An 11,748-nucleotide genomic window follows, 5' to 3' on the forward strand; every position below is an offset into this window, starting at 1 on the left:
TGGCGCAGCGCGATGCGAGCCGAAAACCGGGGACGGACCCTGGTTTTCAGGCAACTTCCCGATAAATAGGGACGGACCCTGTTTTCCAGGCAATTCCAGCTGTTTGAACAGCGGCGCCTTGCCCGTCCCGGCACCCGGCAATCAGCCGAGCGCCAGCATGCCCAGGCCGGCGGCGGCGATGGCGCCGCCGGTGAAACGGGCCAGCGGCAGCCTGCCGGCCAGGCGCCCGGCGCCGATCAGCAGCGCGCTCATGCCGAGAAAGCCGGCGGCGCTGGCGGCATGCGGCAATTCCAGGCCGTGGGCATTACCGTGCAGGACGGCGAAGCTGCCCAGCAGCGCGGCACCGGCCCAGGCCGGCAACCGGACGGCGGCGGCAACCAGCGCGCCCGTCAGCATCACCGTCAGCGCGATACCGCTCTCCAGGCCGGGAATGTGCAGCCCCGCCATGCCCGCCGCCGCGCCGGCGCCCATCATCGCCACGAACACGGCCGGCAGCGCCAGCGGGTGCGCGGCACCGGAGCGCTGGTCCAGCCGCTCCTGCCCAGTCCTGCGCTCCTGTCGCACGCTCCAGATGCCGGCGGCGAGCAGCGCCAGCAGGTGGTCGATGCCCGTCAGCGGATGCAGCAGGCCGGCGGCGAAACCCATCTCGGCGTGGCCCGGGTGAGCCAGCGCGGGCAGGCTGGCGCCCAGCAGGATGGCGGTGGCAAACAGTTTTTTCATGCAGCGTTTTTTCATGCGATCTCCTCGTGTTTATCTGGCAGCTACCGGTGCCTGCCCCAGCAGGCCCTGTTCGCGGATGAAGTCGATGACCTTCTCCACCCCATCGCCGCTGCGCAGGTTGGTGAACACGAACGGCCGCGTGCCGCGCATGCGCTTCGCATCGGCCGCCATCACGTCCAGGTTGGCGCCCACGTGCGGCGCCAGGTCGGTCTTGTTGATGATGAGAAGATCCGAGCGCGTGATGCCGGGGCCGCCCTTGCGCGGGATCTTCTCGCCGCCGGCCACATCGATCACGTAGATCGTCAGGTCCGACAGTTCCGGGCTGAACGTGGCGGCCAGGTTGTCGCCGCCCGATTCGACGAGGATCAGTTCCAGATCGGGGAAATCGGCCTGCATCCGCGCGATCGCCTCCAGGTTGATCGACGCATCCTCGCGAATCGCCGTGTGCGGGCAGCCGCCCGTTTCCACGCCCATCAGCCGCTCGGCCGGCAGCGCCTCGGCGCGCAGCAGGATTTCCATGTCCTCGCGGGTATAGATGTCGTTCGTGATGACGGCCATGTCGACCGAGTCGCGCATGCCCTTGCACAGCATTTCGCACAGCGCGGTCTTGCCCGAGCCGACCGGCCCGCCGATGCCCACGCGCAGCGGGTTGGATTGAACCACCATTTCTTCTCCTCGTTATTCAGGGCCGGGATATCAGGAACGATAAACCCGGCTGTACTGCACCTCGTGGCGCATCGACAGCAGCGACAGGCCCGGGGTCCAGTTCGACAATTCGTGTTCCGCCAGCGATTGCGCGCACAGCGCCGCAGCTTCGATTTCCGGCCGCAGCGACAGCAGCAGCCGCTGCCCGGCCACCTGGCCCAGCGGCACCGACTTCACGCACACCAGCACCTGGTTTTCCACCCACGAGAACAGCAGTGCCAGCAGCGCTTCCTCGTGCGGGATGCCCAGCGCCGACACGGCGCACGCATAGGCCGCCACCAGCGGCACCTCGCCGCCTTCCTTCAGCATCGCCAGCGCGCCTTCGTCGGCAATGCCCAGTTCCTCGATCAGCCGCGCCAGCGAATAGCCCATCTGCACGGTCTCGGCGCGGAATTCGGCCGTATCGCGCGAAGCGATGGCGCGCTCGGAGAGCTCGGCCACGCGCTGCGCATCGCGCGCCGTAAACGCTTCCATCAGGCGCCAGCACATCGGCGCCTCCCAGCGCGCGACGACTTCATGCAGCTGGCGCGCGATCCAGCCATGCGCACTCGCGGCATCCTTGACGATGCCCTGCTCCAGCGCCGCTTCCAGCCCCTGGGAATAGCTGTAGGCGCCGATCGGCAGTTGCGGGCTGGCGAACTGCAGCAGGTGCAGCAGCTGCGCGGCGGCGATCATGACGCGGCCTCCTTCGGATCGCCCGGGCGATGGATCTTCTGGCGCAGCGGAACCGGCGCCAGCGGCCCCTGGCCGTGATCATGGTGGTGATGACCGCCGCCGAATCCCGCCGAATACGCTCCCGACTCGGGCTCGAACGGCGCCTGCTCCTCGGCCACCGTGGCGCCCAGGCCGTGCAGCATGTCCTTCAGCACCGCGTCCGCGCGGATGCGCAGGAAGCCGTCGCCCACCTGGGCCTGGGTGTGGCGGTTGCCAAGGTGGAAGGCGCAGCGCAGCAGCGCCTGCGCATCGGGCGCGGTCACCCGGTACGTGGCTTCATGGGCAGCCACCACCTTCACGACGCGCCCATCCTCGCCGGTCAGCAGGTCGCCGCCGCGCAGCACGGTGCCGCGCACGGTGAAGATGGCGACTTCCTCGCCGGTGTCGAGCGCGGCGCGCAGCCGGCATTTTTCACGCAGTTCGTAGGGCAGCACGAGCGATGCGTCGACGCACTCGGCGTTCGTCAGTTTGGTATGCAGGGTCAGCATGTTCGATGCACAGGTCAGAAAAGGAAATAGCGCTGCGCCATGGGCAGGATGTCCGCCGGTTCGCAAACCAGCAGTCGCCCGTCGGCGCGCACTTCATAGGTTTCGGGATCGACTTCCATGACCGGCGTGGCGCCGTTGTGGATCATGTCGCGCTTGCGGATGTTGCGGGTATTCTTCACCGGGATCAGCGTCTTGCTCAGTTGCAGCCGCTCGCCGATGCCGGCGTCGAACGCGGCCTGCGAAACAAAGGTGAACGATTTTTTCAGGCCGCCGCCGAAGGCGCCGAACATCATCCGGTAGTGCACCGGCTGCGGCGTGGGAATCGACGCGTTCGGGTCGCCCATCTGCGCCGCCGCGATCATGCCGCCCTTCAGGATCATCGATGGTTTCACGCCGAAGAACGCCGGCTTCCACAGCACGATGTCGGCGATCTTGCCCACTTCCAGCGAGCCCACCACGTGCGACACGCCATGCGTGATGGCCGGGTTGATGGTGTACTTGGCGATGTAGCGCTTCACCCTGAAGTTGTCGTTGCGGGACGAATCCTCCGGCAGCGAGCCGCGCTGCACCTTCATCTTGTGCGCCGTCTGCCAGGTGCGCAGCACCACTTCGCCGACCCGGCCCATCGCCTGCGAGTCGGACGACATCATCGAGATCGCGCCGATGTCGTGCAGGATATCCTCGGCGGCGATGGTCTCGCGCCGGATGCGCGATTCGGCGAAGGCCACGTCTTCCGCGATGGCCGGATCGAGGTGGTGGCACACCATCAGCATGTCGAGGTGTTCATCGAGCGTGTTGACGGTGAACGGCCGGGTCGGATTGGTCGATGACGGCAGCACGTTCGATTCGCCGACGGCGGCGATGATGTCCGGCGCATGGCCGCCGCCCGCCCCTTCGGTGTGGAAGGTGTGGATGGTGCGGTCCTTGAACGCGGCCAGCGTCTCCTCCAGGAAGCCGCCTTCGTTCAGCGTGTCGCTGTGCAGCGCCACCTGCACGTCCATCCGCTCGGCCACCGACAGGCAGTTGTCGATCGCCGCCGGGGTGCTGCCCCAGTCCTCGTGCAGCTTCATGCCGATGGCGCCCGCTTCGACCTGCTCTTCCAGCGGCCGCGGCAGCGAAACATTGCCCTTGCCGAGAAAGCCCAGGTTCATCGGGAACGCATCGGCCGCCTGCAGCATCGAATGGATGTGCCACGGCCCCGGCGTGCAGGTGGTGGCCGCCGTGCCCACGGCCGGGCCGGTGCCGCCGCCCAGCATCGTCGTCACGCCGCTCATCAATGCCTCCTCGATCTGCTGCGGGCAGATGAAGTGGATGTGGCTGTCGATGCCGCCGGCCGTGACGATCATGCCTTCGCCGGCGATGATCTCGGTGGCGCCGCCGATGGCCATCGTCACGCCAGGCTGGATATCCGGGTTGCCGGCCTTGCCGATGCCGGCGATGCGGCCGTTCTTCAGGCCGATGTCGGCTTTCACGATGCCCCAGTGGTCGACGATCACGGCGTTCGTGATCACGGTATCCATCACGTCGGCATGCACGCGCTGCGACTGGCCCATGCCGTCGCGGATCACCTTGCCGCCGCCAAACTTCACTTCTTCGCCGTAGATGGCGTAGTCCTTCTCGATCTCGATGAACAGCTCCGTATCGGCGAGGCGGATGCGGTCGCCCGTGGTGGGCCCGTACATCTCCGCGTACGCGCGGCGGGAAATGATTGCCATCTGATCTCCTTGTTATTTATGTCGGGTCTGGTTCATTTTTCAGCTTGCCCATGACCTGGCCGGCAAAGCCGTAGATCTCTCGGTTGCCTTCCACCGCCACCAGTTCGACGGTGCGCTGCTGGCCCGGCTCGAAGCGCACGGCGGTGCCGGCGGCGATGTTGAGCCGCTTGCCGTAGGCCTTCCAGCGCTCGAACGACAGCGCGTTGTTCGCCTCGAAGAAATGGAAGTGGGAGCCGACCTGGATCGGGCGGTCGCCCACGTTGGACACGACGATCGTCACGGTTTCACGGCCGTCGTTGATCGGCAGGTCGCCGTCCTCTAATCGGTATTCGCCCGGGATCATGTTTCACCTCACGGTATCGGGTTGTGGACGGTCACCAGCTTGCTGCCGTCCGGGAAAGTCGCTTCGACCTGGATGTCGGGAATCATCTCGGGGATGCCGTCCATCACCTGGTCGCGGGTCAGTATTTGTGTGCCCTCGGACATCAGCTGCGCCACGGTTTTGCCGTCGCGCGCGCCTTCCATGATGGCTGCCGAGATCAGCGCCACCGCTTCGGGGTAATTGAGTTTCAGGCCGCGTGCCAGGCGGCGTTCGGCCAGCAGGCCGGCGGTAAAAATGAGCAGCTTGTCTTTTTCGCGGGGTGTCAGGTCCATGGGTATCCTTGTCAGTGCGCAGTGCGCCGGTCAGGTGCGCCAGCTGCGCAGGTCGATGGCGGCGCGGCCCAGCAGCGCGGGGCGCACGATGCGCCAGGCCGCCAGCATCATTTCGCGCGCGGCCTCGCTGTCGTGGCCGAGCCAGCGCACGCACAGCACGTGTTTCATCTGCGTTACGCCATAGCACGGGTCGTCGGCCAGTGCGCGCAATGCCGCCACCGTCTCCGCCGCCACCGGTTTGCCGACGGCAAGCAGCATTGCCGACACCGTGTGGCCATTCAGCCCGAGCGGGCTGGCAATCGCTTCGGGCGTCAGCGCGCCCTGCTCCCACCACAGCAGCCGGCCGCCGCGGCGCACCGAGGTGCGCTGGTCGACGCGGCCCTTTGCAAACGCTTCGCCCGAGGCGCGGCGGCCCAGGCACAGGATCTCGCAGCCGAGATAACTGGCGTCGGCCGCCAGCGTGACATGGTGGTCGAGCTCGACGTGGGCATCGTTGAAGAAGATGGTTTCCTGCGGCAGCCACTCCAGCGCACCGCCGGCCTCCACCGACAGGTCGACGCGCTGGCGCGATACGCGGCCATTGGCGCGGTACCACTTGGCGGCGCCGGGCGACGTCAGCAGTGCATTGCTGCCCTGATTCAGGTGCGCGGTGACCGCAAGCTGGTCGCCGCCGACCACGCCGCCGGGCGGGTGCACCACGATGGCGTGGCAGATCGACGGATCTTCCGGGTACAACGGTTTCTGCACGCGCAGCGGGCCGCTGTGCTCGCGGCGGGTCAGCCGGGTGGTATCGCTATCTCGGGTAAAGCCAAGCGTGAGCCGGGCCTGCCACGCCGCCGGGTGCGGAGGGGCGTGATGCGGCGGGAAAGGCAAGCGTTCCGTACAGTCGGGCATGAGGCGGTTTTCAACGATGACCCTGCACTTACAGCAAGTTGCGTGCCAGAATTTTCGGGGCCAGGCGGCCCCGCGATGCACCACGGCAGAGCAGACGCACTGCCGTGGTGCAAATCAGGTGACAATTCTCACCGCAGGTCGACGGGTTCGCTTTCGTCCAGCGTGTAGCGCACATTGCGCAGGCCATTTACGCGCAGCAATTCGCGTACCGTCAGGCCGGCGGGATCGGCGCTCTGGCGGTTCTGGCGCTGCTCGTTGCGGATGATCTCGCCGGCGATTTCGATATCGCGCAGGCGGTAAGGCGTATTGACGACCAGCGGTTGGTCGGCGTCGTTGTACCAGATCTGGTAAAGCGGCATGGCGGAATTCCAGTGAAGTTGAGAAAGAATGCTGTTGAGAATGGTTGCACCATTATGACGACAATTCGGCAAGATGACGCACGAAGATTCATTAACGAAGCAATAACGCAACGATATGGTGCAGGCGCCACCTGCCGATTGCGCTGCGCGCCGGTCATGCGCAGACGATACCGCTCGGCGGCGCCAGCCGCATCACCCGTACGGGCCTTTTCCACCCTCCCCGATGAACCGGTCGATCCTGGCCTTCAGCACGGGCAGCGGCACCGAACCCAGTTCCAGCACCGTGTCGTGGAAGGCGCGGATGTCGAACTTCTCGCCCAGCGCCGCCTCGGCCTTGCGCCGTGCCTCGATGATCGCCATCTGGCCCAGGTAATACGACAGCGCCTGCCCCGGCCACGAGATATAGCGGTCCACCTCCGTGGCCACCTCGTGCCGGGACAGCGCGGTGTTGTCCATCAGGTAGCGCAGCGCCTGCTCGCGGGTCCAGCCTTTCGCGTGGATGCCCGTATCGACGACCAGCCGCGAAGCGCGCCAGGCCTGGTAGCTCAGCATGCCGAACACTTCATAGGGCGTTTCGTAGATGCCCATTTCCGTGCCGAGCCGTTCCGAGTACAGCGCCCAGCCCTCGCCGTAGGCCGAGATATACGCGTTGCGGAACGGCGGACGGCCCGCCTGCTCCATCGCCACCGGCATCTGGAACGCATGGCCGGGCGCCGATTCGTGCAGGGTCAGCGCGGGCAGGCTGTACAGCGCGCGCGACGGCAGGTCGTAGGTATTGACGAGGTAGACGCCGGGACCGCCGCGGCCGGACGTGTAGTACGGCGCCTGGTCCGGCGGCACGGGAATGATGGCGAAGCGGCTGCGCGGCAGGCGGCCGAAGTAGCGCTCGGCCTTGCCGTCGAATTTCTTGGCGACCCAGGCGGCGCGCATCAGCAGCTCTTCCGGCGTCTTCGCATAGAAGCGCTGGTCGGTGCGCAGGAACTGCAGGAAGGCCGGCAGGCCGCCGGTGAAGTTCACCTGCTTCATCACGTCCGCCATCTCGGCGCGGATCTTCGCCATTTCGGCCAGGCCGATGCGGTGGATCTCGTCGGCGCTCAGCTGCGTGGTGGTGTACTCGACGATCTTCGACTGATAGTACGCCTTGCCGTCGGGCAGGCGTTCGGCCGCCAGGGTCTCGGTGGCGCGCGGCAGGTACTCGTCGCGCATGAACTTCAGCAGTTCCGCGTGGGCGGGGATCACGCGGTCCCCGATGGCCTTCAGGGCCGCGGCGCGCAGGCTGGCCTGTTCGGCCGCCGGTATCGTCACGGCCATCTCCTTGAACGGCAGGTAGAACGGCGTGTCGGCCGGCTGCGCACCGGCGACGCCGGCGATCGTGGCCTCGCGCCCGGCCAGCGTCACCTTCGGCGGCGTGAAGCCGCGCGCCAGGCCGGCGCGCATGTTGGCGACCTGCTCGCGGAAATAGCGCGGCACGTCGTTCAGCTGGGCCACGTAGTTGACGTAATCCTGCTTCGTACGGAACGGCTTCCTGGCCTCGTACGTCATGTTGAACCAGAACGAGGAATCCGCGTTCAGCGGCTTTTCGTATTCGCGGAAGCGCGCGTTCGCCACCAGCGCCGCGACCTGCGCGCGGTAGACGGCGAAATTGATGCGTTCGTCCGCCGACAGGCTCTCTTCCGCCACGCCGTCGAGCTGCGCCAGCACGCCCTCCCAATGGGCCCGGCGCGCCTGCTGCGTGGCCGCGTCCACCTTCGGCAGGTCGGCGCGGATGCCATTGGTGTCGTCTTCCTCGTTCTCCAGCCGCTGCTGCAGGCGCCACTCCCATTCGCCCGTATAAATGGCGCGCAGCCGGGCATCGCCGTCGCCCGGGGCGGCGGGTGCCGCATGCGCCGGGGCGGCCGCCAGCAGGGTGGCGAGCAGGCAGGCGGCAAGCGCCGCGCCGGTCTTCTTCATCGGTGTTCCTTGTCGGTTGAATTCAGGTAGTCGCTGGCCATGGCCGTGCTGAGGAACAGCTTGCCGTTCAGCGTGTCGAGCAGCGTGCTGTCGCGCAGCCGGTCCATCACCGGGCCCTTCACTTCGGCCAGGTGCAGGCCGATGCCGCGCGCGCGCAGGCCGGCATTGAGTTCGGACAGCGCGAACAGCGCCGTGGTATCGATCGAGCTGACGGCCAGCATCGTCAGCACGAGATGGCGGGTGGCCGGGTGGGCACGCAGCTCGTCCTCGATGCGCTCGTTGACCGCCTCGACATTGCCGAAGAACAGGTTGGCATCGATGCGCAGGATCAGCACGGCTTCCGATCGCGTGGCGGCGTAGCGGTCGACATTGCGGAAGTGCTCGGTGCCAGGGATGCGCCCCAGCACGGCGATGTGCGGCCGGCTGGCGCGCCAGATCAGCGTCCCCATCGACAGCACCACGCCGACGATGACGCCCGCCTCCACGCCCAGCGCCAGCACGCCGACGCAGGTGACCAGCCAGGCCAGCGCATCGCCGCGGTCGTAGCGCCAGGCCGTCCGCAGGGTGTCGAGTTCCAGCAGGCCGAGCACGGCCACGATGATGGTGGCCGCCAGCGTCGGCAGCGGCAGCAGCGCCAGCCAGCCGGTGGGCAGCAGCAGCGCCACGGCCAGCAGAACGGCGGAGATGACGCTGGCCAGCGGCGTATTCGCGCCGGCGGCGAAATTGACGGCCGAGCGCGACAGGCTGCCCGTGACGGGAAACGCGCCGGACACCATGCTGGCGACATTGGCCGCGCCGAGTCCCACCAGCTCGCGGTTCGACACCAGCTTCTCGCCCCGTTTCAGGGCCAGCGTCTGCGCCGCGCTCATGCTCATCAGGAAGACCACGAAGCCGATCAGCAGGCCCGGCTGCAGCAGCTCGCGCCAGTGCGACGGCGACGTGGCCAGGTTCAGTTGCGGCAGGCCCGCCGGCACCGGCCCGGTAAGGCGGATGCCATGGGCGCCATCGGCACCATAGGCTGCAACGGCCGCGGTGGCGGCCAGCACCACCACCATCGGCGCCAGTTTCGACAGCACGTCCGCCGCGCTGGCCGCCATGCCGAGGCGCTTGAGCAGCCTGGCCAGGTGGCTGCGCGCGAGCATCAGCAGCGCCAGCGATGCCAGGCCGAGGATCGCGCTTGGCAGGTGCGGGTGCTGCATCGGTCCGCCCAGCAGCGGCTTTACCTGGCCCCAGGCGATCACCAGCGACGAGCCGACGGTGAAGCCGCTCATCACCGGCCGCGAGAAAAAGTTGGCGAGAAAGCCCAGCCGCAGCAGCCCGCACAGCAGCAGCACCGCGCCCGCCACCAGGGCCAGTTGCGCCGCCAGCACGCCGTGCAGGCCGGGGACGCCGCCCGCCAGCGGCGCGATCGCCGCGCCCGTCATCAGCGACACGATGGCCATCGGGCCGACCGATTGCGTCATGCTGCTGCCGAACAGCGCATAGACCAGCGGCGGCAAGATGCTCGCATACAGCCCGGCCACCGGCGGCAGGCCGGCCACCAGCGCATACGCCATCCCCTGCGGCACCAGCATCATGGCCACGACGATGCCCGCGCCGATATCCCCGGGCAGTGCCGCGCGGCGGTAATGTCTGAGCCAGTCCAGCATGCCGATGAAACCTGTTATGACGTGTGAAGGCGCAAGCCTACCATGGCAGAGCTTTCATCCACCACTGCCGGTGCGCTCGCATCGTCGCTATCGCCCGCTCCCGTCCAGCGACTGCGCGACCGCCGCCAGGATTTCCTCCGACAGCGCGGGGTCCGACACCGTCCGCGCCAGCACCATCGCGCCGATCATCGCGGCATACGTCGCGATCGCGTTGGCGCGCCGCGCCTCCCCGCTATCGCCGGGCGCCGCCTGCGCCAGCAGCGCGAACTGGGCACGCGCACGCTCCGTCACCGCATCGCGCACGGCCGGCCCGGCGCGCGCGATATCTGCGCCCAGCGCCGACATCGCGCAGCCGATGCCGGGGTTGTCCCGGTGCGCGGGCGACAGGTAGGCGCGCACCACCGCACCCAGCGGATCGTCCGGGTGCGCCGCCATCCGCGTCCGCCATTCGTCGCCGGCTCCGTCGAGCGCCCGGCCCGCGGCCTCGCCGAGCAGCGCCTCCTTCGACGCGAAGTGGCCATAGAAGCCGCCGTGCGTCAGGCCCGCCGTCTTCATCAGGTCGGCCACGCCGATACCGTCGAACCCTTTTTCGCGGAACACCCGGGCTGCCGTCTCGACGATGCGCTCCCGGTTCTGCGCCGCCTGCTCCCTCGTTACTTTCATGCTCGCCTCCGTGAAATCTCCTTGACATTATACATTATAGTCGTAATATATGAAGCATACATGACGATCGTCATTTAACCAACCGGGAGAATCACCATGCAATACAAGAGCTTTGGCCGCCGCAGCGGCTTGCGCGTTTCCGCACTGGCGCTGGGCACGGGCAACTTCGGTACCGGCTGGGGCTATGGCAGCGAGCACGCCGAAGCCAGGGCCGTGTTCGACCGCTATGTGGAGGCGGGCGGCAATTTCATCGACACGGCGGACGGCTACCAGGGCGGCCAGTCGGAACAGCTGACGGGCGACTTCATCGCCGCCGACCGCGACCACTTCGTGCTGGCCACCAAGTTCACGCTGTCGGGACCGGGCGGCATCAGCGGCACCGGCAACAGCCGCAAGGCCATGGTGCAATCGGTCGAGGCCAGCCTGAAACGGCTGAAGACCGACCGCATCGACCTGTACTGGGCGCACTTCGCCGACGACCACACGCCGATCGAGGAACTGCTGCGCGCCTTCGACGACCTGGTCCGCGCCGGCAAGATCCTGTACGCGGGACTGTCGAACTTCCCCGCCTGGCGCATTGCCCGCGCGGATGCGATCGCCGAGCTGCGCGGCTGGGCGCCGCTGGTCGGCGTGCAGATGGAATACAGCCTCGCCGAACGGGGCGCGGACCGCGAACTGCTGCCGATGATCGAAGGCCTCGGCCTGGGCGGCGCGCTGTGGTCGCCGCTCGGCGGCGGCCTGCTGACGGGCAAGTACCGCAACAACGAAGCAGGCAGGCTACAAGGCTTCGGCGGCCGGCTGGTGCACCTAGAGGACTCGGATCGCGCCACCGCCACGCTGGACGCCGTGCTGGCCGTCGCCGCCGAAGTGGATGCACCGCCCGCGCAGGTGGCGATCGCCTGGCTGCTGCACCGCGACGCGGCGTCGTCGACGGCGCTGGTGCCGATCCTCGGCCCGCGCACGCTGGCGCAGCTCGACGGCACGCTGGGCGCGCTGGACGTGAAGCTGGCGCCGGACCAGCTGGCCCGCCTCGACGCCGCCAGCGCCATCCAGCTGGGCGCTCCCTACGACACGATCGCGCAAACGGCCGGCGCCATCGCCGGCGGCAAGCCGGAACTGCTGCTGCCGCGCAAGGTACCCGTCGCCTGAAGCCGGTGAATGCGCCGCAGCGGGAACGTTTCAAACCGATTCGCGGCGGCGCGCCATGCGCGCGGGTGCCCGCATCTGTGCGCAACCG

At 67.8% G+C, this 11,748-nt stretch carries 13 protein-coding genes; 1 reads left to right on the forward strand and 12 read right to left on the reverse strand.

Annotated features, from left to right (window positions below):
• Positions 1–141: 141 nt before the first annotated feature.
• The 12 genes from ACY34H_RS04125 to ACY34H_RS04180 form a co-directional block, all read right to left on the reverse strand.
• Positions 142–735, reverse strand: a complete 594-nt coding sequence (locus ACY34H_RS04125; RefSeq protein WP_464976218.1) for a HupE/UreJ family protein — start codon at positions 733–735, stop codon at positions 142–144.
• Between the two features lie 15 nt (positions 736–750).
• Positions 751–1,386, reverse strand: coding sequence for an urease accessory protein UreG (ureG, locus tag ACY34H_RS04130; RefSeq protein WP_464976219.1), 636 nt, complete (start codon positions 1,384–1,386; stop codon positions 751–753).
• 30 nt (positions 1,387–1,416) lie between these two features.
• Entirely contained in the window at positions 1,417–2,097 is a 681-nt protein-coding gene (locus ACY34H_RS04135; RefSeq protein ID WP_464976376.1) for an urease accessory protein UreF, read from the reverse strand.
• Positions 2,097–2,627: an urease accessory protein UreE gene (gene ureE / locus ACY34H_RS04140; RefSeq protein ID WP_464976220.1), complete on the reverse strand. Its 531-nt coding sequence runs from the start codon at positions 2,625–2,627 to the stop codon at positions 2,097–2,099. The genes ACY34H_RS04135 and ureE overlap by 1 nt, the downstream gene beginning before the upstream one ends.
• Positions 2,628–2,641: 14 nt before the next feature.
• Positions 2,642–4,342, reverse strand: coding sequence for an urease subunit alpha (gene ureC / locus ACY34H_RS04145; protein ID WP_464976221.1), 1,701 nt, complete (start codon positions 4,340–4,342; stop codon positions 2,642–2,644).
• Positions 4,343–4,358: 16 nt separating this feature from the next.
• On the reverse strand, positions 4,359–4,685 hold the full coding sequence (locus ACY34H_RS04150; protein WP_464976222.1) for an urease subunit beta: 327 nt from the start codon (positions 4,683–4,685) through the stop codon (positions 4,359–4,361).
• Positions 4,686–4,693: 8 nt separating this feature from the next.
• Complete coding sequence (locus ACY34H_RS04155; protein WP_137312348.1) at positions 4,694–4,996, reverse strand: urease subunit gamma; 303 nt, start codon at positions 4,994–4,996, stop codon at positions 4,694–4,696.
• Between the two features lie 30 nt (positions 4,997–5,026).
• Entirely contained in the window at positions 5,027–5,890 is an 864-nt protein-coding gene (locus ACY34H_RS04160; protein ID WP_464976223.1) for an urease accessory protein UreD, read from the reverse strand.
• 128 nt (positions 5,891–6,018) lie between these two features.
• On the reverse strand, positions 6,019–6,249 hold the full coding sequence (locus ACY34H_RS04165) for a hypothetical protein (protein WP_464976224.1): 231 nt from the start codon (positions 6,247–6,249) through the stop codon (positions 6,019–6,021).
• A 192-nt stretch (positions 6,250–6,441) separates the two neighbouring features.
• Positions 6,442–8,199 carry a DUF885 domain-containing protein gene (locus ACY34H_RS04170; RefSeq protein ID WP_464976225.1) on the reverse strand — a complete coding sequence of 586 codons (1,758 nt, stop codon included), beginning with the start codon at positions 8,197–8,199 and terminating at the stop codon, positions 6,442–6,444.
• On the reverse strand, positions 8,196–9,848 hold the full coding sequence (locus ACY34H_RS04175; protein ID WP_464976226.1) for a SulP family inorganic anion transporter: 1,653 nt from the start codon (positions 9,846–9,848) through the stop codon (positions 8,196–8,198). Before ACY34H_RS04175 ends, ACY34H_RS04170 begins: the two co-directional genes overlap by 4 nt.
• Positions 9,849–9,935: 87 nt before the next feature.
• Positions 9,936–10,511 carry a TetR/AcrR family transcriptional regulator gene (locus ACY34H_RS04180; protein ID WP_464976227.1) on the reverse strand — a complete coding sequence of 192 codons (576 nt, stop codon included), beginning with the start codon at positions 10,509–10,511 and terminating at the stop codon, positions 9,936–9,938.
• A gap of 96 nt (positions 10,512–10,607) precedes the next feature.
• On the opposite strand from ACY34H_RS04180, the gene ACY34H_RS04185 reads away from it, so the two are divergent.
• A complete protein-coding gene (locus tag ACY34H_RS04185; protein WP_464976228.1) occupies positions 10,608–11,660 on the forward strand; it encodes an aldo/keto reductase in 1,053 nt (350 codons plus the stop codon).
• Positions 11,661–11,748 lie beyond the last annotated feature (88 nt).

The sequence above is a fragment of the Pseudoduganella sp. jia 9 genome (genome assembly GCF_055502615.1).

What these genes read in the sequence shown, in the direction of transcription:
- ACY34H_RS04125 (WP_464976218.1), bottom strand. Translation starts at nt 735, where the DNA reads ATGAAAAAACGCTGCATGAAAAAACTGTTTGCCACCGCCATCCTGCTG.
- ureG (WP_464976219.1), bottom strand. Translation starts at nt 1,386, where the DNA reads ATGGTGGTTCAATCCAACCCGCTGCGCGTGGGCATCGGCGGGCCGGTC.
- ureE (WP_464976220.1), bottom strand. Translation starts at nt 2,627, where the DNA reads ATGCTGACCCTGCATACCAAACTGACGAACGCCGAGTGCGTCGACGCA.
- ureC (WP_464976221.1), bottom strand. Translation starts at nt 4,342, where the DNA reads ATGGCAATCATTTCCCGCCGCGCGTACGCGGAGATGTACGGGCCCACC.
- ACY34H_RS04150 (WP_464976222.1), bottom strand. Translation starts at nt 4,685, where the DNA reads ATGATCCCGGGCGAATACCGATTAGAGGACGGCGACCTGCCGATCAAC.
- ACY34H_RS04155 (WP_137312348.1), bottom strand. Translation starts at nt 4,996, where the DNA reads ATGGACCTGACACCCCGCGAAAAAGACAAGCTGCTCATTTTTACCGCC.
- ACY34H_RS04160 (WP_464976223.1), bottom strand. Translation starts at nt 5,890, where the DNA reads ATGCCCGACTGTACGGAACGCTTGCCTTTCCCGCCGCATCACGCCCCT.
- ACY34H_RS04165 (WP_464976224.1), bottom strand. Translation starts at nt 6,249, where the DNA reads ATGCCGCTTTACCAGATCTGGTACAACGACGCCGACCAACCGCTGGTC.
- ACY34H_RS04170 (WP_464976225.1), bottom strand. Translation starts at nt 8,199, where the DNA reads ATGAAGAAGACCGGCGCGGCGCTTGCCGCCTGCCTGCTCGCCACCCTG.
- ACY34H_RS04175 (WP_464976226.1), bottom strand. Translation starts at nt 9,848, where the DNA reads ATGCTGGACTGGCTCAGACATTACCGCCGCGCGGCACTGCCCGGGGAT.
- ACY34H_RS04180 (WP_464976227.1), bottom strand. Translation starts at nt 10,511, where the DNA reads ATGAAAGTAACGAGGGAGCAGGCGGCGCAGAACCGGGAGCGCATCGTC.
- ACY34H_RS04185 (WP_464976228.1), top strand. Translation starts at nt 10,608, where the DNA reads ATGCAATACAAGAGCTTTGGCCGCCGCAGCGGCTTGCGCGTTTCCGCA.